Origin of the sequence: Planococcus sp. SSTMD024 (assembly GCF_041320495.1) — a bacterium.
Lineage (GTDB): Bacteria > Bacillota > Bacilli > Bacillales_A > Planococcaceae > Planococcus.
The window spans coordinates 748,832-771,695 of sequence record NZ_JBGGNS010000022.1; the positions used below are offsets into that span (position 1 = coordinate 748,832).

General features: G+C 49.1%; 24 protein-coding genes. All 24 read left to right on the forward strand.

Translation table 11 applies throughout. From position 1 onward, the window contains the following. Positions 1–76: 76 nt before the first annotated feature. The 24 genes from rpmE (at position 77) to murA (ending at position 22,378) form a co-directional block, all read left to right on the forward strand. On the forward strand, positions 77–292 hold the full coding sequence (rpmE, locus tag AB9R92_RS12525) for a 50S ribosomal protein L31 (protein ID WP_058382951.1): 216 nt from the start codon (positions 77–79) through the stop codon (positions 290–292). A 153-nt stretch (positions 293–445) separates the two neighbouring features. Then, on the forward strand, positions 446–1,039 hold the full coding sequence (locus AB9R92_RS12530; protein ID WP_370669768.1) for a thymidine kinase: 594 nt from the start codon (positions 446–448) through the stop codon (positions 1,037–1,039). A 280-nt stretch (positions 1,040–1,319) separates the two neighbouring features. Next, positions 1,320–2,399: a peptide chain release factor 1 gene (prfA, locus tag AB9R92_RS12535; protein WP_370669769.1), complete on the forward strand. Its 1,080-nt coding sequence runs from the start codon at positions 1,320–1,322 to the stop codon at positions 2,397–2,399. Continuing rightward, positions 2,386–3,261 (forward strand): peptide chain release factor N(5)-glutamine methyltransferase, encoded by an 876-nt coding sequence (gene prmC, locus AB9R92_RS12540; protein WP_370669770.1) that lies wholly within the window; start codon positions 2,386–2,388, stop codon positions 3,259–3,261. Before prfA ends, prmC begins: the two co-directional genes overlap by 14 nt. Positions 3,262–3,349: 88 nt before the next feature. Continuing rightward, complete coding sequence (locus AB9R92_RS12545) at positions 3,350–4,339, forward strand: L-threonylcarbamoyladenylate synthase (RefSeq protein WP_370669771.1); 990 nt, start codon at positions 3,350–3,352, stop codon at positions 4,337–4,339. A gap of 859 nt (positions 4,340–5,198) precedes the next feature. Further along, on the forward strand, positions 5,199–5,633 hold the full coding sequence (locus tag AB9R92_RS12550) for a low molecular weight protein arginine phosphatase (protein WP_370669772.1): 435 nt from the start codon (positions 5,199–5,201) through the stop codon (positions 5,631–5,633). Between the two features lie 198 nt (positions 5,634–5,831). Next, entirely contained in the window at positions 5,832–6,269 is a 438-nt protein-coding gene (gene rpiB / locus AB9R92_RS12555) for a ribose 5-phosphate isomerase B (protein WP_370669773.1), read from the forward strand. A 12-nt stretch (positions 6,270–6,281) separates the two neighbouring features. Then, a complete protein-coding gene (locus tag AB9R92_RS12560) occupies positions 6,282–6,866 on the forward strand; it encodes a TIGR01440 family protein (protein WP_370669774.1) in 585 nt (194 codons plus the stop codon). Continuing rightward, on the forward strand, positions 6,853–8,088 hold the full coding sequence (locus AB9R92_RS12565) for a serine hydroxymethyltransferase (protein ID WP_370669775.1): 1,236 nt from the start codon (positions 6,853–6,855) through the stop codon (positions 8,086–8,088). The genes AB9R92_RS12560 and AB9R92_RS12565 overlap by 14 nt, the downstream gene beginning before the upstream one ends. Before the next feature lie 104 nt (positions 8,089–8,192). Further along, on the forward strand, positions 8,193–10,367 hold the full coding sequence (locus AB9R92_RS12570) for a bifunctional diguanylate cyclase/phosphodiesterase (protein WP_370669776.1): 2,175 nt from the start codon (positions 8,193–8,195) through the stop codon (positions 10,365–10,367). Between the two features lie 134 nt (positions 10,368–10,501). Continuing rightward, complete coding sequence (upp, locus tag AB9R92_RS12575) at positions 10,502–11,131, forward strand: uracil phosphoribosyltransferase (RefSeq protein WP_058382961.1); 630 nt, start codon at positions 10,502–10,504, stop codon at positions 11,129–11,131. Positions 11,132–11,150: 19 nt separating this feature from the next. Continuing rightward, a complete protein-coding gene (gene wecB, locus AB9R92_RS12580) occupies positions 11,151–12,269 on the forward strand; it encodes a non-hydrolyzing UDP-N-acetylglucosamine 2-epimerase (RefSeq protein WP_370669777.1) in 1,119 nt (372 codons plus the stop codon). Positions 12,270–12,890: 621 nt separating this feature from the next. Further along, positions 12,891–13,112: an AtpZ/AtpI family protein gene (locus AB9R92_RS12585; RefSeq protein ID WP_058382963.1), complete on the forward strand. Its 222-nt coding sequence runs from the start codon at positions 12,891–12,893 to the stop codon at positions 13,110–13,112. A 3-nt stretch (positions 13,113–13,115) separates the two neighbouring features. Further along, complete coding sequence (locus tag AB9R92_RS12590; RefSeq protein ID WP_058382964.1) at positions 13,116–13,487, forward strand: ATP synthase subunit I; 372 nt, start codon at positions 13,116–13,118, stop codon at positions 13,485–13,487. 28 nt (positions 13,488–13,515) lie between these two features. Further along, the gene (atpB, locus tag AB9R92_RS12595) at positions 13,516–14,226 is read left to right on the forward strand and encodes a F0F1 ATP synthase subunit A (protein WP_101191265.1); all 711 of its coding nucleotides are present in this window, start codon (positions 13,516–13,518) and stop codon (positions 14,224–14,226) included. A 58-nt stretch (positions 14,227–14,284) separates the two neighbouring features. Further along, positions 14,285–14,497 carry a F0F1 ATP synthase subunit C gene (atpE, locus tag AB9R92_RS12600; RefSeq protein WP_008433003.1) on the forward strand — a complete coding sequence of 71 codons (213 nt, stop codon included), beginning with the start codon at positions 14,285–14,287 and terminating at the stop codon, positions 14,495–14,497. 276 nt (positions 14,498–14,773) lie between these two features. Continuing rightward, positions 14,774–15,295: a F0F1 ATP synthase subunit B gene (atpF, locus tag AB9R92_RS12605; RefSeq protein WP_101191263.1), complete on the forward strand. Its 522-nt coding sequence runs from the start codon at positions 14,774–14,776 to the stop codon at positions 15,293–15,295. Further along, the gene (locus tag AB9R92_RS12610) at positions 15,292–15,822 is read left to right on the forward strand and encodes a F0F1 ATP synthase subunit delta (RefSeq protein ID WP_370669778.1); all 531 of its coding nucleotides are present in this window, start codon (positions 15,292–15,294) and stop codon (positions 15,820–15,822) included. The genes atpF and AB9R92_RS12610 overlap by 4 nt, the downstream gene beginning before the upstream one ends. Positions 15,823–15,850: 28 nt before the next feature. Continuing rightward, entirely contained in the window at positions 15,851–17,359 is a 1,509-nt protein-coding gene (atpA, locus tag AB9R92_RS12615; protein WP_370669779.1) for a F0F1 ATP synthase subunit alpha, read from the forward strand. Between the two features lie 48 nt (positions 17,360–17,407). Beyond that, on the forward strand, positions 17,408–18,265 hold the full coding sequence (atpG, locus tag AB9R92_RS12620) for an ATP synthase F1 subunit gamma (protein ID WP_370669780.1): 858 nt from the start codon (positions 17,408–17,410) through the stop codon (positions 18,263–18,265). A gap of 196 nt (positions 18,266–18,461) precedes the next feature. Then, positions 18,462–19,877, forward strand: a complete 1,416-nt coding sequence (atpD, locus tag AB9R92_RS12625) for a F0F1 ATP synthase subunit beta (protein WP_370669781.1) — start codon at positions 18,462–18,464, stop codon at positions 19,875–19,877. A 24-nt stretch (positions 19,878–19,901) separates the two neighbouring features. Beyond that, the gene (locus AB9R92_RS12630) at positions 19,902–20,306 is read left to right on the forward strand and encodes a F0F1 ATP synthase subunit epsilon (protein WP_370669782.1); all 405 of its coding nucleotides are present in this window, start codon (positions 19,902–19,904) and stop codon (positions 20,304–20,306) included. Positions 20,307–20,472: 166 nt separating this feature from the next. After that, a complete protein-coding gene (locus AB9R92_RS12635) occupies positions 20,473–20,706 on the forward strand; it encodes a DUF1146 family protein (RefSeq protein WP_211655005.1) in 234 nt (77 codons plus the stop codon). A gap of 373 nt (positions 20,707–21,079) precedes the next feature. Next, positions 21,080–22,378, forward strand: coding sequence for a UDP-N-acetylglucosamine 1-carboxyvinyltransferase (gene murA / locus AB9R92_RS12640; RefSeq protein ID WP_370669783.1), 1,299 nt, complete (start codon positions 21,080–21,082; stop codon positions 22,376–22,378). Positions 22,379–22,864 lie beyond the last annotated feature (486 nt).

A 22,864-nucleotide genomic window follows, 5' to 3' on the forward strand; every position in this document is an offset into this window, starting at 1 on the left:
AACGAGCCGTGTAAGGCAATAGGCAAAATAGATTAAACTCTGTTCCAGATGGTTCAGGGCGGGAGGAGAAAATATTATGAAAACAGGTATTCACCCAGAGTACAAAAAAGCAACAGTGACTTGCTCATGCGGCAACTCATTCGAAACAGGTTCAGTAAAGGAAAACATCAACGTTGAGCTTTGCTCAGAATGTCATCCATTCTATACTGGACGCCAAAAATTCGCAGCTGCAGATGGCCGCGTAGACCGTTTCAACAAAAAATACGGCCTCAAAGAAGAAATCAACAACTAAGTCACTATTATACCCGTCCGTCGCGAAAACGCCGGATGGGTATTTTTTTTCGTCAAGGAACGGAAAAAATCAATTACATAGCAGAAAAATGATAGGCATACCCATCGTTTTTGGTATGATATTAACAGTAAATGTTTGAAAGGGGTCTCCACTATGTACGTCATGAAACAGACCGGATGGGTCGAGTTGATTTGCGGCAGCATGTTTTCCGGAAAATCGGAAGAGCTGATCCGCCGCATCCGCCGCGCACAATTTGCCAAACAAAAAATCGCGGTATTCAAGCCGAAATTGGATAACCGCTACAGCGAGGAAGCGGTCGTCTCACATAACGGAACCACCGTCATCGCGCTGCCGATCGGGCATTCGGGCGAAATGAAAGAATATATAACGGATGAATTCGATATTATCGCCATCGACGAAGCGCAATTCTTCGATATGGAAATCGTCGACCATGTACAAAAGCTGGCCGATCACGGCTTCCGTGTAATTGTCGCAGGACTTGACCAGGATTTCCGCGGCGAGCCGTTCGGTCCGATGCCGTCCCTATTGTCAATCGCGGAACAAGTGACGAAATTGCAGGCTGTCTGCACGGTCTGCGGATCTCCCGCAAGCCGCACACAGCGCCTGATCGACGGCAAGCCTGCCGGTTCGGATGACCCGATCATCCTGGTCGGTGCTTCCGAAGCCTACGAACCGCGCTGCCGCCATCACCACGAAGTCCCAGCCGGCGTTACGGTTACAGAATAAGCATCAATTAGTTTGAAGAAGCGTTTATATAAACAAATCACAGACCTTGAGAAGTCAATGCGCTTAAATTTTTGTTGTGTTTTTTTGAGGAAAGATATGGAGCGAAATAGCGCAGACTCCTGGGGGAGCAGCGAAGTACTGAAATCCATTCGGGCGGCTAGCCCGAATTAGTTCAGTGCAAGCCCCCCGGAAAGCCAGCTGTTTCGCGGAATATCGTGCACAATGAAATCCTATGCACATAATTATAGATTTTATATAGAAGAAACTAGAGGTGAAAACAATGTTTGACCGTTTACAGTCTGTCGAAGACAGATACGACCGTCTCAACGAAATGTTGAGTGACCCGGATATTGTCAAAGATACCAATAAGCTGCGCGATTATTCCAAAGAACAATCCGATCTGCAGGAAACTGTGGAAACCTACCGCGAATACAAAGACGTCCAGACGCAACTGGCCGATTCAAAAGCCATGTTTGAAGAAAAAATGGATGCGGATATGCGTGAAATGGTCAAAGAAGAAGTCGCAGAACTCGAAGGGCGTTCAAAAGAACTGGAAGAGCGCCTCCACATTCTGTTGATTCCAAAAGACCCGAACGACGACAAAAACGTCATCATGGAAATCCGCGGTGCAGCAGGCGGCGATGAAGCAGCCTTGTTCGCGGGCGACCTGTTCAAGATGTATTCCCGTTTTGCCGAAGCCAATGGATGGAAAGTCCAGATCTTGGACTCGAACCCGACGGAAATCGGCGGCTTTAAAGAATTGGTCTTTATGGTGACCGGTAAAGGTGCTTATTCCAAGCTGAAATACGAGAACGGCGCCCATCGCGTACAACGTGTCCCTGAAACCGAGTCCGGGGGACGCATCCATACTTCGACAGCGACGGTCGCATGTTTGCCGGAAGTGGAAGAAGTCGAAGTCGATATCCACGATAACGACATCCGCGTCGATACCTATGCATCATCCGGTGCAGGGGGCCAATCGGTCAATACGACGATGTCGGCGGTGCGCTTGACGCATTTACCGACGAATATTGTCGTCACCTGCCAAGACGAGAAATCCCAGATCAAGAATAAAGCGAGTGCCATGAAAGTCCTGCGTGCCCGCGTCTATGAAAAGTTCCAGCAAGAAGCACAAGCTGAGTATGATTCCGTACGCAAATCCGCTGTCGGTACAGGTGACCGTTCAGAGCGCATCCGCACTTACAACTTCCCACAAAACCGAGTGACGGACCATCGCATCGGATTGACCATCCAGAAGCTGGACCAAATCCTGCAAGGCAAGATGGATGAAATTGTTGACGCCCTGGTGATCGATGAACAATCAACGAGGATGGAGAGTTTGAACAATGAACAAAGTTGAAACCTTAACGACAGTCGAATTTGTCTATGAAGCCTTGGAGCAAGCGACAAGCTATTTAAAGCAATACGGCCGTGAAGAAACACCGGCCCGCATTCTGTTGCAGCATGAACTCGGAGTTGATTACTCCGGTTTGGTCGCGGCAATGCGCGATAAAATCGAAGATCGCCAATTTGAAGCCTATTGGGCCAATGTCGAAGAATTGGTCGAAGGCGTGCCAGTCCAGCATTTGACTGGCGTTGAACAATTTTACGGCAGAACCTTCCAAGTATCGCCAGCCGTTCTAATCCCGCGTCCGGAAACAGAAGAGCTGATTGAAGAAACTTTGAAGCTGAAGCGTGAGCTATTCGGCGCGAAAGAAGTGCAGGCAGCGGATATCGGCACAGGCAGCGGAGTCATTGCGGTCACATTGAAATGCGAATTGCCGGAAGCGGAAGTGATGGCGACGGATATTTCCGAAGAAGCCTTGTTCATGGCGGAACGCAATGCTGAATCTTTGAGCGCGGATGTCCATTTCACAAAAGGGGACTTGGCAGCGCCGCTTGCGGGGAGAAAATGGGATATCATCTTGTCCAACCCGCCGTACATCGCGCATCACGAAGCACCGGGCTTGTCTGATACCGTTCGTGAATTCGAGCCGCATGGAGCGTTATTCGCTGACCGTGACGGGCTTGCGGCTTACGAAACATTGGCAGAGCAAGTGCCGGAATTGGTCAGCCGCCCAGGCATCATCGGGCTTGAAATCGGCAGCAGCCAAGGCGCCGCCGTAACGCAAATGTTCCAAAAAGCCTTGCCTGAAGCACGCGTCTATTGCAAAAAAGATATCAACAAACACGACCGCATGGTATTTTGTATTTTAGAGTAATTTGTGCACAAATCACCTGATGTTAAGGGGTGTTATCCACAAAATGTGGATATTGTCGCCAAAACCTTATTGTACTGGAGATGTTTAGGTGGAAACAAAAACAATTCTTGTGGATGAACATGTGAATAACGATGAAAGTTATGCACAAGCTGTGGATTATATTCGCGGGGGAGAAGTCGTTGCATTTCCGACCGAAACCGTTTATGGCCTCGGCGCGGATGCGATGAACGCGACCGCTGTCGATAAAATCTTCGCAGCGAAAGGCCGCCCAACCGACAATCCCTTGATCGTTCACGTGGATTCCAAAGAGACCGCCTTGGAGTATGTCGAAGAGGTTCCGGAAAAAGCTTTGCAATGCATGGATGCTTTTTGGCCAGGGGCACTGACTTTGATCATGCAGGCGAAACCGGATACTTTTGCTTCTAATGTAACCGCTGGATTGCCGACGGTAGGCATCCGTGTCCCAAATCATCCCGCAGCATTGAACCTGTTGAAACGCTTGAAACAGCCGGTCGCAGCACCAAGCGCCAATACGAGCGGAAAGCCGAGCCCGACTTTGGCTGAGCATGTCTATTTCGATATGAAGGGCAAGATTCCGCTCATTTTGGACGGCGGCCCGACTCAAGTCGGTATCGAATCGACCGTGCTCGACATGACGAGTGCACCGCCTGTTATCCTGCGCCCTGGACAAGTGACGAAAGAACAATTGGAAGAAGTGATCGGCACGGTCCGTTTGTCTTCCGAGACAAAAGGCAATACGCCGAAATCGCCCGGCATGAAATATGCCCATTATGCACCACAAGCGCCGCTTTATTTGATCGAGCACAACAGCAAGCTCATCGAAAAGGCGATCGATCATATCCACGGCAAGAAGAAAAAAATTGCGGTGTTGAGCCGCGAAGATTTCGAGACGGCGGATTATTGCTTCCCGCTCGCTGTGGATAAGTTATACGATAGCCTGCGCAGATGCGACCAGACGGATGCCGATTTGATCCTGGCATGCGTGTTGCCGGAAAATGAAGACGCTGCGCTGATGAACCGCCTGGAAAAAGCAGCGGACCATAAATGGTTCAGCTGATTTAAGCAAGTGAATTAAATGACAGCATGCAAGCCACTGGGAATTTTCCAGTGGCTTTTTTGGTGTTTTAAATAAGGGAGAGGGGGGGAGATTGCGCTGCAAGGGCACGCCAGCCCGCGCGGTCCCTCAGGCGTCGGCTCCTTTCCGCTTCATCTCTAGTTTTAGAAAGTAAATCAAATGCATTTGGCACTGGAATTAGTTTGAATAGTTTTGTTCAGCTTTGTAAGTTCAAATTGAATAGCCACAGCAACTTCATAACTATCAAGTCTAGCTAGGCGTCCCCACCAGCGGATGAAAACAACTAATATAGTGACACGTCTTCGGACGCAACATCCAATGAAATCTAAAAGCCGAACCGCGCACAAGGGCGAGCCGAAGCCATGAGACAAGCGTTCTTCTTGGCTCATTGCGGGAGGCCAGCCCCAAGCGGGAGGCGGCTGCTTCACGATGAAATAATCAACGAACAATCCATTTCACTCTCCAGTCCAGCTAAGAAGCGACAACCAGCGGATGAAGATACTCAACAGTGGCACTTCTTCGCATGCAACATCCAATGAAATCGAAAAGCCGAACCGCGCACAGGGGCGAGCCGAAGCCATGAGACAAGCGTTTTTCTTGGCTCATTGCGGGAGGCCCGCCCCAAGCGGGAGGCGGTTGCTTCACGAAGAAAAAATCAATGAACAATCCATCTCACTCTCAAGACCAGTTCTCCGCAATGACTGTTACACCTTCCAGTCCAATCCGCATCCATACAATAGCTTGATAAAATGCGGTATAATAATAGGTAGACACACGCTATCTTAGGAGTTCACTGAACGCAAAAGATGGCGACACAGAAGCTTGGATAAGGGGGGATTGGATGAAGATTTTATTCGTCTGCACGGGAAATACGTGCCGCAGCCCGATGGCGGAAGCGATTGTGCATACCCGTAACATCGAGGGACTGGAAGCCCGCTCAGCAGGGATCTATGCAGGGCAAGCACCGCTGTCAGCCAATGCGCAAAAAGTATTGAGCGAGCAATCCATCGAATTCGACCATATTTCAAAGCCGCTGGACCCGCGTGATGTGGAATGGGCGGAGCTGATTTTGACGATGACGTATTCGCATAAGATGACGCTCATGCAATACTATCCAGAAGTAGCGACGAAACTGCACACGGTGAAAGAATTTGCGGAAGGGACGACTGAAGATGTCAGCGATCCTTACGGCGGTTCCTTGGCGGATTACCGCAAGACGTATCAAGAGCTGGAGCAATTGATCGACAAGGTGGCAAAGCAATTAGGCATTACGTAAATGGAAAGAGCTGACCAAAAGCATAACGCGCATGTGCTTTGGTGCAGCTCTTTTCGATTGCCGGACGCGAAGGTTTCAGTTGCAGAAACCGAGCTTGAGGAAGTAACATGAAACTGTTCAAAAATGTTAGAATTAAATAAAAGCGGCGGAGCTGATTCGAGAACTGTCCGCTAAACGAAAACGAAAAGAGGGTTAATTATGAGAATAGCAATTTCATCAGACCACGGCGGGAATAATCTGCGCAAGGAGATTGTCAACCTATTGAATGAGATGGGGATTGAATACAATGACTTTGGGCCGCAAACGGATGACTCTGTCGACTATCCGGATTATGCACAGCCGGTAGCGGAAGGTGTGGCAAGCGGAGAATTCGATAAAGGCATCTTGATCTGCGGGACTGGAATCGGCATGTCGATTTCCGCGAACAAAGTAAAAGGCATCCGCTGCGCACTCGTACACGATGTATTCAGTGCGAAAGCGACGCGTGAGCATAACGATTCGAATGTCTTGGCAATGGGCGAGCGTGTCATCGGGCCAGGGTTAGCGAGAGAAATTGCGAAAACATGGCTGACGACTGATTTTGAAGGCGGCCGCCATGAAAACCGCGTCCAGAAAATCAGCGCACTCGAAAACTAAGGAGGAGTAAGCATGCAAAGCTTATGGCAGTTGCAGCTTGAAGAGGTTCTCAGCGAATTGGAGCAACAAATTGCATTCAAGGAAGGCCAACTATTTGTCGTCGGCTGTTCGACTTCTGAAGTGGCCGGCGAGCGCATCGGCACAGGCGGCGGGCTTGATATTGCAGAAAGCCTGTTCGAACCGCTGCGCTTGTTTGCGGAACGGCACGGGGTGTTTCTGGCATTTCAAGGCTGTGAGCATATTAACCGCGCGCTGACGATTGAGCGGGCAGCTGCCGAACGCTACGGCCTCGAGCCGGTATCGGTGGTGCCGGTAGCAAAAGCTGGCGGGTCGATGAGTGCTTACGCCTTCATGAATATGACTGACCCGGTCGTCGTCGAGGAAATTGCTGCCCACGCCGGAGTGGACATCGGGCAGACGATGATCGGCATGCATTTAAAAAGAGTCGCCGTTCCGGTGCGGACTTCTGTTAAACTAATAGGGGAAGCGATTGTATCAAGTGCGACGACACGTCCGAAATTGATCGGCGGTGTCCGTGCGAGCTATGATCGCCAGGTACTTCAATCACGGGAGGGAAAGACAGATGGAATTGATTAAGGCGCAGGATCAGGCAGTATATGAAGCAATGAACGCGGAAAAAGAACGTCAAGAAGCGAATATTGAGTTGATCGCATCGGAAAACTTTGTATCCCAGGCAGTTATGGATGCACAAGGATCCGTGTTGACCAACAAATACGCAGAAGGCTATCCGGGCAAACGCTATTACGGCGGTTGTGAATTTGTAGATGTAGTGGAAAATATCGCACGCGACCGCTTGAAAGAGATTTTCGGCGCAGAGCATGCAAACGTCCAGCCGCACTCCGGTTCGCAGGCGAACATGGCTGTGTATACAGCGATGCTTGAACAAGGCGACACTGTCCTTGGCATGAACTTGAACCATGGCGGACATTTGACGCACGGCAGCAAAGTCAACTTCAGCGGCATGCAGTATAATTTCGTTGAATACGGCGTCGATAAAGATACGCAATTGCTTGATTACGAAGCAGTTCGCCAGGCAGCTCTTGAGCACAAGCCGAAAATGATCGTTGCCGGCGCCAGTGCCTATTCCCGCACATTGGATTTTGCGAAATTCCGTGAAATCGCCGATGAAGTCGGTGCACTCTTGATGGTCGACATGGCGCATATTGCAGGGCTTGTCGCAACAGGCGCGCATCCGAACCCAGTGCCTCATGCACATTTTGTTACTTCCACTACCCATAAAACATTGCGCGGCCCTCGCGGCGGCTTGATTCTTTGCAAAGAGGAATTTGCGAAGAAAATCGACAAAATCATTTTTCCTGGCATCCAGGGCGGACCGTTGATGCACGTCATTGCGGCAAAAGCCGTCGCTTTCGGCGAAGCCCAGCAGCCAGAATTCAAAGATTACATCGACCAAGTCGTCAAAAATGCAAATGTCTTGGCCGATAGCTTAACGGCTGAAGGCGTCAACATCGTTTCCGGCGGAACAGACAACCATTTATTGCTGCTCGATCTCCGTTCACTTAACTTGACGGGGAAAGTCGCGGAACATGTGTTGGATGAAGTCGGCATCACGACCAATAAAAACACCATCCCGTTCGACCCGGAAAGCCCATTCGTCACATCCGGCATCCGTCTCGGAACAGCAGCTGTCACATCCCGTGGCTTCAAAGAAGAAGAAATGAAGGAAATCGCTTCGATCATGGCGCTTCTATTGAAAAACCCGGAAGACGAAGCTGTGAAGAAAGAAGCCGCTGAGCGTACAGCAAAGTTGACAGCTGCACACGCTTTGTATAAATAAGAAGTTGTTGATTATTTAGATGAATATTGAAATGAATAAAGCCGCCGCATGCATTGGCGGCTTTTTTTCACCATACATAACGAGAAAAATCGGGAGGGACGCGTATGCATCAATATGAAATCCAGGAAGACCGAAAAGTGATCATAGATTGGCTGCGCCGTCTCGGGCTTGAATTCCACACGAGTTTTGTCGTCGTGAACCCGGAAATTTCCGAACATCCCATCGCTTATGCCAATGAAGCATTTTTTGAAATGACCGGCTATAACGAAGAGGAAGTTATCGGCAGAAACGGTAAATTTCTCCACGGAACGAAAACCGATGCCGCTACTGGCAGGCAAATCCGTGAGGCGACGGCATCTGCACAGCCCGGCGTTTTTGAAATCGTCAATTATCGAAAAGACGGCACGCCTTTCTGGAACGAAATCACGGTCCAGCCACTGGCGTTTCCGGAAAAATCATTACGCTATGTGCTGATGCTGCAACGGGACATCAGCGACCGCCGGCGTGCGGAAACTTTGATCGATTTGCAGAAAGAAACGTATAAGGGCATTGAAAAAGGGCATGTGCTTGGGGTGCTGCTGCAGAACATTTGCGAAACGGCCGAATCGTTTTTCCTCGACGGTGTACGCTGCACCGTTCTATTGGTGGACGAGGCGAAGCGTTTCCAGGTGGGGGCGGCGAAATCGATGCCGGATGAATTCACCTTAGGGATGCGCGGCTTGGAAGTATCAGCTGATTCGAGCCCTTGCGGCGCGGCATACTTGCGCCAGCAGCCGGTCATAGTGGAGAATGCAGCACAGGATGCGCTTATAAGCGGCCAACAAGACGTTCTCGACCGGTTTGGAATAAAAGCGATCTGGTCCGTGCCGATTTTTAACGGCAAGGAAGAAGCAATCGGCACATTCGGCATTTATTTCCCAGCCATCTACAAACCGTCGGAAAAAGACCTGGTCTTTATGGAGGAAATCGCCTCGATCGTGTCACTGGCAGTGAAGTTTTCACGACAGCAGGAAGAAATCCTTCGCCTTGCGTATATTGATGAAGAATCAGGGCTGCCGAACCGCCACTATTTCCGCACCGAGCTGAAAGAGCTGTTGAAGGACGGGAAAGAAGGGTTTGTCGCGTTCATCTCGACAGACGAATTCATCAAAATCAGCGACCAGTATGGACACCGGGCAGGCAATGATTTGTGCCGGGAGCTTGGCCGCCGTCTCGTGCTGGCAGGAGGCGCCCGGGAAAAACTGGTCGCGCGTTTTTCCGATTCGAGACTGTCGCTCTACAGCACCATTCCCCTGACGCGGGCGCCTGAATTTCTGGAGGATATTCTGAGCAGCCTGCGGGAGCCGGTGTCGATCGGCGAAATGGATTTGTTTTTGACTGTCAAAGTCGGTGTGGCGATTGTCACGCCGGCACAGCAGAACGCCGAAGAATTGGTCCGCTGTGCTGACAGCGCGTTATCGAAAGCGAAAGAGCGCGTGGGCGAGGCGGTCTGTTATTTTGAAAATGAACAAGACGAAGTAATGATGCGCGATTTGCGCGTCGCCAATGCATTGACTGCTGCACTCAAACGAAAAGAAATCAGTGTCTTCCTGCAGCCGAAAGTGTCGCTCGAAAGCCGGGACATTCTCGGGTTTGAGGCGCTGGCCCGCTGGAAATCACCGGAGCTCGGGGATATTTCGCCTGCCACCTTCATTCCGGCCGCAGAAAAGAACGGCAAGATCCGCCAGCTGGAGCAACATGTCATCGAGCAAGTGCTGGCTTGGCTGAAAAAACGACAGGAGCAGGATCTGAAGCTGCGCCAAGTGGCGATCAATATTTCGGCTGAGCATTTCTTCCATCATTCCTTCGTGCCGCATTTGGTGGATGAAACGAACAAATTCGGCGTGGATCCGAAATGGATTCAGCTCGAGATCACCGAGCGCATCGGCGTCGTCGATATCGATACGGCCGGCACGGTGTTCGATCAGCTGAAAAAATACGGTTTTGCGACTTCCATCGATGATTTCGGGACAGGTTATTCGTCGCTCAGCTATCTCCAAAAGCTGCCTGTCGAAGAAATTAAAATCGACCGTTCCTTCGTGTCCAATATGGATGAACACGGAACGCGCGCCGTCATCCGGACCATCATCCAACTGGCGGACAATTTAGGGCTGCGGGCAGTTGCCGAAGGCGTCGAGACAGAAGAGGACAGGACCCAATTGCTTGAGATGGGCTGCACCATTGCACAAGGCTTTTTGTTCCATCGGCCGATGCCGATCGATGAAGCGCATCTACTTTAACCGGGGCGGTTGCCCTGGTTTTTATTTTGCGTGTGGAAGTTGACTGAATAATCCTAATGCGGGGGTGAAGCTCTAATCCCTTTCGTTTTCTGTTATACTGTTTAGGAAAATGTATGAAAAAGGAGAGATACACTGTGGGAAAAGTATTCGTTTTTGATCATCCGCTTATTCAGCACAAACTGACGTATATCCGCGACAAATCGACTGGAACAAAAGAATTCCGTGAATTGGTTGACGAGATTTCAACTCTAATGGCCTTTGAAATTACACGCGAGCTTCCGCTTCAGGAAATCGACGTGGAAACGCCGGTGCAAGTCGCCAAATCAAACGTATTGGCTGGGAAGAAATTGGGCATCGTGCCAATTTTGCGTGCAGGAATCGGAATGGTTGATGGCGTCTTGAAATTGATTCCAGCGGCAAAGGTCGGCCATATCGGCTTGTACCGCGACCCGGAAACTTTGCAGCCAGTGGAATATTATTTCAAAATGCCTTCAGATGTCTCTGAACGTGAATTGATCGTGGTCGATCCGATGCTCGCAACAGGCGGCTCCGCGATTGAAGCGGTCAACTCGTTGAAAAAGCGCGGCGCAACGAAAATCAAGTTCATGTGCATTATCGCAGCTCCAGAAGGTGTGGAAGCTTTGCAAAAAGCACATCCGGATGTCGATATCTATATCGCGGCACTCGATGAGAAGCTCAACGAGAAAGGCTATATCGTGCCTGGCCTCGGCGATGCCGGAGATCGCTTGTTCGGAACAAAATAAGAAAGCGGGTTGATCAGAAGTGACGAAAAAATGGAAAGTGATGACGATTTTCGGTACACGGCCGGAAGCGATTAAAATGGCGCCTCTTGTGCTGGAATTGCAGAAGCATCCAGAGACAATCGAACCGCTTGTGACTGTGACCGCACAGCATCGCCAAATGCTTGACCAAGTGCTCGAAACATTCGGCATCACCCCCGATTTTGATTTGAACATCATGAAAAACCGCCAAAGCTTGAGCGATGTCACCGTGCGGGCCATGCAAGGCTTGGATGATGTGATGAAAGAAGCGAAACCCGATATCGTGCTGGTCCACGGGGATACGACCACGACATTCGCGGCCAGTTTAGCTGCTTTGTATAACCAGATTTCGATTGGTCACGTAGAAGCTGGGCTCCGGACCCACAATAAGTACTCTCCTTTCCCGGAAGAGATGAACCGTCAATTGACGGGTGTCATGGCGGACATCCATTTTGCGCCGACCGAGAAGTCCGCGCAGAACTTGCGTGATGAGAATAAAAAAGAAGAAACCATCTATATTACGGGCAATACGGCAATCGATGCCTTACAGACGACGGTACGCGAAAATTACCATCATCCGGTGCTCGATAAAATCGGCAGCGACCGCATGATTCTATTGACCGCCCATCGCCGTGAAAACCTCGGCGAACCGATGCGCAATATGTTCCGTGCGATCAAGCGCTTGACCGAAGAGCATGAGGATATCCAGGTGGTCTATCCGGTCCACATGAATCCAGCTGTACGGGAAGTGGCAGATGAAGTGCTCGGGCGCGACCCGCGCATCCATTTGATCGAGCCGCTCGAAGTATTGGATTTCCATAACTTCGCTGCACAATCTTATTTCATCTTGACTGATTCAGGCGGGGTGCAAGAAGAAGCACCGTCTCTCGGAAAGCCTGTTTTGGTGTTGCGCGATACGACGGAGCGCCCAGAAGGGATCGATGCCGGTACGTTGAAACTTGCCGGCACGGACGAAGAAACGATTTACCGCCTCGGTAAGGAATTGCTGACGGATGCATCTGCCTATGAAGCGATGTCTCAAGCATCGAACCCATACGGCGACGGAAAAGCATCCCAGCGGATCGTGGAAGCTTTGCACAAGTATTTCGGCGAGCTGTAAGGAGACAGGGGAGGAGAGAGCACGCAGGATGTGGGTTAGCTAAGCGTTGCGACAGGACGTCGCGTTCTTAGCTTAGCTTCCACTCGGCTGCCTCCGCTTTTCTTGGTGTCTAGCTCGAGCGGCCTGGCTCTCGGGTCGCAAGCCAATTTCCCTGTACGGCTGAAAAGCGCCGCTTCGGGAACTCGTCTTGCGCCTGTCGAGGGCTCACAGGATGTGAGTCAGCTAAGCGTTGCGACAGGACGTCGCGCACTTAGCTTAGCCTCCATTCGGCTGTCTCCGCTTTTCTTGGTGTCTAGCTCGAGCGGCCTGGCTCTCGGGTCGCAAGCCAATTTCCCTGTGCGGCTGAAAAGCGCCGCTTCGGGAACTCGTCTTGCGCCTGTCGAGCCAGAACGGCCGCTCTCGCTTTTCTTGTAACAAATTTGTCAATCATATGTCGGCGGGTTTTTGCTTGTGAAGTTTTTCACTACATGTAATTGACATGATTTTACCCCTATTGTATGCTTACAAAGGGTCTGCATGAGAGGGTTTTCATACATAATGGATGTGCTATTGAAAGCCGGATGCGACTGCTCTTTTTATGGGCGTGAATGTCAAATCATTATGAATTTCGAGGGGTTTATCATGCACCCGAAAAAAAGTCCCTTACAAGCAATGGCGATTTATTCCGTCATTCTCTCGCAACTTGTCGGGTCCGTACTAATCGGAGTCTTTACAGGGATGTGGCTTGATGAGCAATTCGGAACCGCCCCGCTCTTTTTGATCATCTGCCTGCTCGTTGGCCTGAGTGCCGGGGTTTGGGCGATGCTTCAGACCGTCCGAAAATTCGAATCAGGAGACATGTAAAAAATGGATGGACTTCAAGAGATCTATAAAAGATTGAAGAGGCTGATGTATTTCATCCTCGCCGTGTTCGTTTTAGGGTGGGGAGTCACTCCTTATCCGGAAGTGTTCGCTGGCTTAATCGTCGGATCTCTGTTCGGCATTTATAATATGTGGATCCTGGTCCGGAGAATGGAAAAATTTGACCGGGCGGTGGCAGAAGGCTCAAAAGTCCGTTCTCTCGGAACGGCATTACGGTTCGCATCAGGTGTAGCCGTTGTGGCGATCGCTATTTTGTTCGCTGAGCATATACACTTGGTCAGTGCGGTAATCGGGTTGATGATCCCTTATGGTCTCCTTTTGGTGGAGCGGATCGTTTATCACATGAAACACCATTAAAGAAAGTGGAAAGAGAGGTGAATTTATCGTGGATCATGGCGCTCCAATGCTCGAGGTGTTCGGAATTTGGTTCAACCTATCGAACGTTATGATGCTGCTTGTAGCCGCTCTTATTGTTTTCCTTATCGCGTTCTTCGCTACCCGCAACTTGAAGCTGAAGCCGACAGGCATGCAGAACTTCATGGAATGGGTCATGGACTTTGTCAAAGGAATCATTAAAAGCAATATGGACTGGCGGGATGGCGGACGATTCCATGTTCTTGGAATTACGCTGATCATGTTCATCTTCGTTTCGAACATGCTCGGGCTCCCATTTGCTGTTGTCGTCAACGGAGACCTTTGGTGGAAATCACCAACAGCGGATCCAGTCGTGACAATGACATTGGCTGCAACAATCATCATCTTGAGCCATTATTATGGTATTAAGCTGAAAGGCTTGAAAGGCTACAGTTCAGATTTCCTGAAACCGATGCCGTTCTTGTTCCCGCTTAAAATCATTGAGGAATTCGCAAATACGCTGACACTCGGTCTGCGTCTTTACGGTAACATCTACGCTGGTGAGATCTTGCTTACGTTGTTGGCAGGGCTTGCTTCAGCAAGTATTCTTGGATTCGCAAGCGCGATCTTGCCGATGATGGCATGGCAAGGGTTCTCGATCTTTATCGGGGCTATCCAGGCGTTCATTTTCGTTATGTTAACGATGGTTTATTTATCGCATAAAGTCAGCGAAGACCATTGAGTATAAACTGCCTTCGGGCAAAACAAAAAAACAATCATCCTGAGGAGGACATTTTAAAATGGGTTTATTAGCAGCAGCAATTGCAGTAGGATTAGCAGCACTAGGTGCAGGTATCGGTAACGGACTTATCGTTTCAAAAACAGTTGAAGGTATCGCTCGCCAGCCAGAAGCACGCGGCGTTCTTCAAACAACAATGTTCATCGGTGTAGCTTTGGTCGAGGCATTGCCGATCATCGCCGTAGTTATCGCGTTCATCGTAATGAACCGTTAATAAAGAAAAGCGAAAATGCCTGTTCAGCTCCGACAGGCATAAGGCGAACCAGCGAAGTGGCGTTCTTTGCCCCACAGTTGGCTTGACTTATGTCCCGAAGAGCTAGGCACAGCAACTTATTACTGAAAAGCTAAATGGCGAGAGTGCTCCGGCATGTTTTTCGCCATTTATGCTTGTATGATGCATTTTGGATTTCGACAGCACATCTAACGATTTTAAGCAGTATATATAATAGAAGAAAAAGTATTTTAGGCTCTTGAAGGGAGTGAAACAATCGTGTTTTTTGATCACCTCGTACTCGGTGCAACCGGGGAGTTTTTGAATATTGGAGACATCATCGCAACATTGGTCATCTTTTTGCTCCTAATGGCCCTGTTGAAGAAATTTGCTTGGGGTCCATTGATGGGCGTTATGCAGCAGCGTGAAGATCTGATCGCAAGTGAGATCGAAACTGCTGAAAAAAGCCGTCAGGAATCACAGCAAATGCTTGATGAGCAGCGCAACCTCTTGAAGGATGCCCGCAACCAAGCGCAGGAAATCGTTGAAAATGCCAAGAAACAAGGCGAAGTTTCTCGTGAGGAAATCATTACGACAGCGCGTGCAGAATCTGCCCGCATGAAAGAATCCGCAGTGGCAGAAATTGCTAACGAACGCGAAAAAGCGATCGCAGCAGTTCGCGAAGAAGTTGTCGCTCTGTCCTTGTTGGCAGCTACTAGAGTATTGGATAAGGAAATCTCTGAGGAAGACAACCGTCAGTTGATTAACGAAACGATTGCGAAGGCAGGCGAAGTGCAATGAGCCAAGTCGCTGAGCGCTACGCATCGGCATTATTCCAGGTAGCCAAAGAACACAATGTGACTTTGGAAATCGAACAGGATCTCCGTGAAGTACGTAAAGTTTTCAAGTTGACTCCTGAACTTTACCAATTGATCGTTTCACCGAAACTGTCAGCTGAAAAGCGCACAAACCTCATCAACGAAGTGTTCCAAGGCGTTAACACATACGTCTTGAATACACTTCAAATGTTGGGTGAGCGCAGACGCATGAACGAAGTCAGTGATATGACTCAAAGCTATATCAAGCTTTCGAACGAAGAGCAGGGAATTGAAGATGCAACCGTTTATTCGACTCGTCCATTGACGGAAGAAGAAACGGCATCGCTTTCGACGGCTTTCGCGAAAAGCATCGGCAAGAATTCTTTACGGATTGAGAACGTAATCGACCCATCATTGATCGGTGGATTGCGCCTTCAAATCGGAAACCGCATCTTTGACAGCAGCGTCAGCACGAAACTTGCACGCCTGCAGCGTCAATTGATCGGCTAATTTATGAAATTATGAGAGGGTGAAATACATGAGCATCAAAGCTGAAGAAATCAGCAATCTGATTAAGCAACAGATTGAAAACTATCAATCAGAGATGAAAGTTGACGAAGTCGGTACAGTCATCACGATTGGTGACGGTATCGCTCGCGCTCATGGCCTCGACAACATCATGGCTGGAGAACTTGTAGAATTCTCTAATGGTGTAATGGGTATGGCACAAAACTTGGAAGCCAACAACGTTGGTATCATCATCCTTGGGCCATTCGCAGACATCAAAGAAGGCGATGAAGTACGTCGAACTGGCCGTATTATGGAAGTACCGGTAGGGGAAGAACTTATCGGACGCGTAGTCAATCCACTGGGACAGCCGGTTGATGGTCTTGGACCGATCAACACGACTAAATCCCGTCCTATCGAAAGCCCAGCACAAGGCGTTATGGCACGTAAATCCGTGCACGAACCGCTTCAAACGGGTATTAAAGCAATCGATGCTCTTGTGCCGATCGGCCGTGGGCAGCGCGAATTGATCATCGGTGACCGCCAGACTGGTAAAACATCTGTCGCAATCGATACAATCTTGAACCAAGCTGACCAAGACATGATCTGTATTTACGTAGCAATCGGCCAAAAAGAATCGACTGTACGTAACGTTGTTGAAACGTTCCGCAAAAACGGAGCGCTTGACTACACGATCGTCGTTACAGCATCTGCTTCACAACCAGCCCCACTTCTATACTTGGCTCCTTATGCCGGTATTTCAATGGCTGAAGACTTCATGTTCGACGGCAAGCACGTTTTGATCGTCTACGATGATTTGACAAAACAAGCTTCCGCTTACCGTGAACTTTCACTCTTGCTTCGTCGTCCTCCAGGCCGTGAAGCTTACCCAGGTGACGTATTCTACCTTCACTCACGCCTTCTTGAGCGCGCAGCGAAATTGAACGAAACACTTGGTGCAGGTTCAATCACTGCTTTGCCGTTCGTTGAAACGCAAGCAGGCGATATTTCTTCATACATTCCGACAAACGTAATCTCGATTACGGATGGCCAGATCTTCCTTCAATCGGATCTCTTCTTCGCGGGTGTTCGCCCAGCGATCAACGCCGGTCTTTCTGTATCCCGTGTAGGTGGTTCAGCACAGATCAAAGCGATGAAGAAAGTAGCCGGTACATTGCGTCTTGACTTGGCAGCTTACCGTGAATTGGAGTCATTCTCACAATTCGGCTCCGACCTTGACCCAGCGACAGCTGCAAAACTTGAGCGCGGTAAACGCACAGTTGAAGTTCTCAAGCAGGACTTGAACAGCCCGATTAAAGTTGAAAAACAAGTAGTTATCTTCTACGCATTGACTCGTGGATTCCTCGACGATATCCCTGTACAAGACATCACTCGTTTCGAAGCTGAATTGACTAGCTGGTTGGATACAAACCACACAAATGTTTTGGATACCATCCGCTCAACTCAGGGATTGCCATCTGACGACGAATTCGGCGCAGCAATCAACGAATTCAAGCACACATTCGCGAAATCAGAATAAGCTCCCTGGCAGGATCGGAAGAAAAAATAACAAGGTGGTGAAATACCAGTGGCATCTTTACGCGATATAAAAACACGAATTACGTCAACCAAGAAAACAAGCCAAATCACGAAAGCGATGCAGATGGTTTCCGCTTCTAAATTGAACAAAGCAGAAACGAGCGCGAAAGCTTTCGTTCCATATATGGAAAAGATCCAGGATGTGGTCGCTTCGATCGCAGCCGGTTCCAGCGACGTGTCCAATCCTATGATGATGGCACGCCCTGTTAAGAAAACGGCATATTTGGTAATTACCTCTGACCGTGGACTTGTTGGGGGCTATAACAGTAACATCTTGCGTACTGTGATGGCTAAAATCAACGAGCGCCATGCGTCAAGCGACGAATTTGTTATCCTCAGCGTCGGGCGGAAAGGCCGTGACTTCTTCGCGAAGAAAGGCTATAACATCATCGAAAGCTCAATCGGGCTTCCGGACCACCCAGCGTTTGCGGATATCAAGGAAATAACGCGCAAAGCTGTTGGTATGTTCGCAGATGGTACGTATGACGAAGTTTATATGTACTATAACCATTATGTTTCTGCCATCTCCCAGGAGGTTACCGAAAAGAAAGTGCTGCCGTTGACTGACATTCAGCCAACAGGATCGACTGCTTCTTACGAGTTCGACCCATCAGCGGAAGCGATTCTGGAAGTTCTTCTTCCACAATACGCGGAAAGCTTGATCTTTGGAGCCTTGCTGGACGGCAAAGCAAGTGAGCATGCTGCTTCCATGACAGCAATGAAGAGCGCAACCGACAACGCATCAGAATTGATCGACGATCTGACGCTTGTCTACAACCGTGCACGCCAAGCTGCGATCACTCAGGAAATCACTGAGATCGTCGGCGGAGCTGCGGCTTTAGAGTAGAAAAGCGGAAGCGGCCGTTATGCCTCGACAGGCGTAAGACGAGTTCCCGAAGCGGCGCTTTTCAGCCGCACAGGGAAATTGGCTTACGACCCGAGAGGCAGGCCGCTGCAACTAGACAATAAGAAAAGCGGAAGCGGCCGATAAAGCCGCTCGAGCTTTAAATAGGTTCAATAAAAGTAAGACAGGAGGGAACAGCATGAACACAGGACACGTTCTTCAGGTTATGGGTCCGGTTGTAGACGTTAAGTTTTCCAACGGACAGCTTCCAGCGATCTACAACGCCCTAACCGTTAATATTGATCGTCCCAATCAAGCTCAAACTACTTTGACTCTTGAAGTAGCTTTGCACCTTGGCGACGACACAGTTCGTACCATCGCAATGGAATCCACTGACGGATTGCAGCGCGGTTCAGCAGTAACCGACTTGGGCAGAGCAATTTCTGTTCCTGTCGGAGATGTTACACTTGGCCGGGTATTCAACGTACTTGGGGAAGTAATCGACTTGGGTGAGGAAATCCCAACAACAGAACGCCGCGACCCGATTCACCGTTCGGCTCCTACGTTTGAGCACCTTTCCACAGAAGTTGAAATTCTTGAAACTGGTATCAAAGTTGTTGACTTGCTTGCCCCTTACATCAAAGGCGGTAAAATCGGCCTCTTCGGTGGTGCCGGTGTAGGTAAAACTGTTTTGATCCAGGAATTGATCAACAACATCGCACAAGAGCACGGCGGTCTTTCCGTATTCGCCGGTGTTGGTGAGCGTACACGCGAAGGAAACGACTTGTTCCACGAGATGAGCGAATCCGGCGTTATCAAGAAAACTTCAATGGTCTTCGGCCAGATGAACGAGCCGCCTGGCGCACGTATGCGTGTCGCTCTGACTGGTTTGACAATGGCTGAATACTTCCGTGATGAGCAAGGCGCAGACGTTCTTTTGTTCATCGACAACATTTTCCGCTTCACGCAAGCAGGTTCTGAAGTATCCGCCCTTCTTGGCCGTATGCCTTCAGCGGTTGGTTACCAGCCGACACTTGCGACTGAAATGGGTCAATTGCAAGAGCGTATCACAACAACAAGCGCTGGTTCTGTAACATCGATCCAGGCAATCTATGTTCCAGCCGATGACTATACGGATCCGGCTCCCGCAACAACGTTTGCCCACCTTGATGCAACAACTAACCTTGAGCGTAAACTTTCTGAAATGGGTATTTACCCAGCGGTGGATCCACTGGCTTCTACTTCCCGCGCATTGTCTCCTGAAATCGTTGGCGCAGAACACTACGGTGTGTCACGTCAGGTTCAAGAAACTTTGCAGCGTTACAGAGAGCTTCAGGATATCATTGCGATCCTTGGTATGGACGAATTGAGCGATGAGGACAAGCTGACGGTTAACCGTGCACGCCGTGTCCAAAACTTCTTGTCTCAAAACTTCCACGTTGCTGAACAGTTCACTGGCCAAAAAGGCTCGTATGTTCCAGTTCAGGAAACGATCAAAGGCTTCCAGGAAATCCTTGCAGGCAAATACGATCACCTTCCGGAAGATGCTTTCCGCCTAGTCGGCCGCATCGAAGAAGTTATCGAAAAAGCCAAAGGCATGGGCGTACAAGTCTAAAATCAGGGACCAGGAGGGAAAAAAATGAAGACCATTACAGTCAATATTGTCACTCCCGACGGCCCAGTATACGATTCAGAAGTTTCTATGGTGATTGCAGTTACAGCAACCGGTGAGATGGGCGTTTTGCCTGGTCACATTCCGACAGTAGCTCCTCTTGGAATCGGCGCAGTCCGGTTAAAGAAAGAAAACTCGACGGAATTGGTCGCTGTAAGCGGTGGGTTCCTTGAAATCCGCCCTGAAAAAGTGACGATTCTCGCTCAATCAGCAGAACGTGCGACTGAGATCGACTTGGCGCGTGCGCAGGAATCTGCAAAACGTGCCGAAGCACTTCTTCAGGCAAGAAAAGATGAGATCGACTACAAACGCGCGGAATTGGCGTTAAAACGTGCGATGAATCGTATCAACGTTTATGAGGGTAACATTTAATAACACGGGACGGACGGAAGCAATTCGCTTCTGTCCGTTTTTTTATTGGATAATGGGGAAAATTTCACGAAAAACTCATGAAGTTTTATGCCATTTGAAAAGTTTTCAGCTATACTAACAGCAGGGGTTTCAACAAATAAGATATGAGATGAAAGGAGAGTACGGAGTGGAATTATACATCGGGCAGCAAGCATTGATTTCAATCATTAGCCACATCTTTTTTACCGGCGTTTCATTTTATGCATTGCGGGCTGTGATGTTCGATAAATGGATAGCTAAACACCATGTACTGCAGGCGCAGATCCTATACATATTCTTAAGTATTGTAATCGGGACGGCCGTTTCCAACTTCTTTTTGGAAATCTCGGCATGGTCCAGACAATTGCCCTACTTATTTTAGCATTGCCGATTTGCCATGGTAATGCTGGCGCATGCCGTTCCTATGGCAAATCGGCAATGATTTACTATTTCCCGGGAAATATCCACTGTTTAGGGGTTTATTTCTATTGAAGTGGGGAAACAATTAACTGTAATCATTTTGTAATATTTCTTTTTTCGCGACGGACATAAAAATACCTATGCATACGAACAATTTGGGGCATATTGAGTTTTTGATAGGAAAACCTTATAATGCTTGTTTCTTATCAAAAAACAAGGTACTATAGATAAGGTTTTCATTTTTTTTTACCATAAACTACAGAGATTATTAAATGAGAAAATATACATGAGAGCTGTATAAATTAGGGACTATTAAACATATGGAGGGCTTTGCTTTGGATCATATCATCGTTAAAGGCGGAAAAAAATTAACAGGGAAAGTACGAGTAGAAGGAGCGAAGAATGCAGTACTTCCGGTATTGGCAGGCGCACTTCTTGCAAGTGAAGGCAAAAGCTTCATTACGGAAGTGCCAAATCTTGCGGACGTCTACACTATTCAGGAAGTATTGAGAAGCTTGAATGTTGAAGTCGAGTATTTCCCGGAGAAAAACGAGATGCACATCGACGCATCTTCAACATTATCAAGTGAAGCACAGTTCGAATACGTCCGCAAAATGCGTGCGTCGATCCTGGTCATGGGGCCGGTACTTGCGCGCAACGGATTTGCCCGTGTCGCTTTGCCAGGCGGCTGTGCCATCGGATCCCGTCCGATTGACCAGCACCTAAAAGGCTTTGAAGCAATGGGAGCGAACATCACGTTCGGAAACGGCTTCGTCGAAGCGAAAACGGATGGCCGTTTACGCGGCGCTAAAATCTACCTCGACTTCCCAAGTGTCGGTGCGACAGAGAACATCATGTCAGCCGCAGCTCTTGCAGACGGGGTAACGATTATCGAAAACGCAGCAAAAGAACCGGAAATCGTGGACCTCGCGAACTATATTAACGAAATGGGCGGAAACGTCAAAGGTGCCGGTACTGACACAATGCGTATCGAAGGTGTCGAAACACTTCACGGATCGCATCACTCAATCATTCCGGACCGTGTAGAAGCTGGGACATTCATGGTGGCAGCTGCCATCACAGAAGGCGATGTTATCATTGAAAACGCAGTGCCGGAACATATGGCTGCATTGATCTCGAAAATGGGTGAAATGGGCGTCGACATTCAAGAAACGGATGAAGGCTTGCGGGTTCGTTCGACACGTCCGCTCCGTTCAATTGATATCAAGACCATGCCACACCCAGGTTTCCCGACAGATATGCAATCGCAGATGATGTCATTGATGCTGACGGCACAAGGCAGCGGCATCTTGACTGAAACGGTTTTTGAAAACCGCTTTATGCACGTGGAAGAATTCCGCCGCATGAATGCATCCGTCAAGATTGAAGGCCGTTCAGTCATCATGGAAGGCCCTTCTAAATTACAGGGCGCGCAAGTATCAGCAACAGACCTTCGCGCAGCTGCTGCGTTGATCTTGGCTGGACTGGCTGCTGAAGGGATCACACGCGTACATGAACTGTACCATCTAGACCGCGGATATGTTGATTTCCACTTGAAGCTAGAAGCTCTCGGTGCCGACATTGAGCGCGTATCGACTGAAACAAGCGAAGTAAAAGAAGAGCAAATGGTTTAAATTCATCAGGACTCATACTTCATAAGATCAAAAGCCTGCCGCACAATTGAGCGGTAGGCTTTTTTTGTAGAAAAACGAGCTGAAAGTATTTTCGGAGAATTTTGTCAGCCGTTGCAGGATTATGATAAGATTTTAACTAGACGAATTGAATTAAAGTATTAGAAAGAGTGAAGTAGAGTGGTGAAATCGCTCCAGGCGGACGCTTTCGGGCCCACATGATGTGGGTCATGCAGCTGGCGCGACAGGACGTCTTGTTGCCAGCTGCCAGGGCACGGCTTCAGCCGCTTCCCTCCTTGCGCTCAGTCCAGGGTCTTCAGCTCGCGTCGCTCCGTCACTGCTCCCGCAGGAAGTGAATCGTGCCTGACACGATTCGTTTGCGACGCAGTAGCGCAGCGATGTGGGAGCACATCTTTGCCCTTCGCCGCCTTCCACTCTTTCATTCATGGCTATCCATCTGATACACAATATTTGTATTATTGTGTTGTT

Coding starts and splice junctions, on each gene's coding strand:
- rpmE (WP_058382951.1), top strand. CDS start 77: ATGAAAACAGGTATTCACCCAGAGTACAAAAAAGCAACAGTGACTTGC.
- AB9R92_RS12530 (WP_370669768.1), top strand. CDS start 446: ATGTACGTCATGAAACAGACCGGATGGGTCGAGTTGATTTGCGGCAGC.
- prfA (WP_370669769.1), top strand. CDS start 1,320: ATGTTTGACCGTTTACAGTCTGTCGAAGACAGATACGACCGTCTCAAC.
- prmC (WP_370669770.1), top strand. CDS start 2,386: ATGAACAAAGTTGAAACCTTAACGACAGTCGAATTTGTCTATGAAGCC.
- AB9R92_RS12550 (WP_370669772.1), top strand. CDS start 5,199: ATGAAGATTTTATTCGTCTGCACGGGAAATACGTGCCGCAGCCCGATG.
- rpiB (WP_370669773.1), top strand. CDS start 5,832: ATGAGAATAGCAATTTCATCAGACCACGGCGGGAATAATCTGCGCAAG.
- AB9R92_RS12560 (WP_370669774.1), top strand. CDS start 6,282: ATGCAAAGCTTATGGCAGTTGCAGCTTGAAGAGGTTCTCAGCGAATTG.
- AB9R92_RS12565 (WP_370669775.1), top strand. CDS start 6,853: ATGGAATTGATTAAGGCGCAGGATCAGGCAGTATATGAAGCAATGAAC.
- AB9R92_RS12570 (WP_370669776.1), top strand. CDS start 8,193: ATGCATCAATATGAAATCCAGGAAGACCGAAAAGTGATCATAGATTGG.
- AB9R92_RS12585 (WP_058382963.1), top strand. CDS start 12,891: ATGCACCCGAAAAAAAGTCCCTTACAAGCAATGGCGATTTATTCCGTC.
- AB9R92_RS12590 (WP_058382964.1), top strand. CDS start 13,116: ATGGATGGACTTCAAGAGATCTATAAAAGATTGAAGAGGCTGATGTAT.
- atpE (WP_008433003.1), top strand. CDS start 14,285: ATGGGTTTATTAGCAGCAGCAATTGCAGTAGGATTAGCAGCACTAGGT.
- AB9R92_RS12610 (WP_370669778.1), top strand. CDS start 15,292: ATGAGCCAAGTCGCTGAGCGCTACGCATCGGCATTATTCCAGGTAGCC.
- atpA (WP_370669779.1), top strand. CDS start 15,851: ATGAGCATCAAAGCTGAAGAAATCAGCAATCTGATTAAGCAACAGATT.
- atpD (WP_370669781.1), top strand. CDS start 18,462: ATGAACACAGGACACGTTCTTCAGGTTATGGGTCCGGTTGTAGACGTT.
- AB9R92_RS12630 (WP_370669782.1), top strand. CDS start 19,902: ATGAAGACCATTACAGTCAATATTGTCACTCCCGACGGCCCAGTATAC.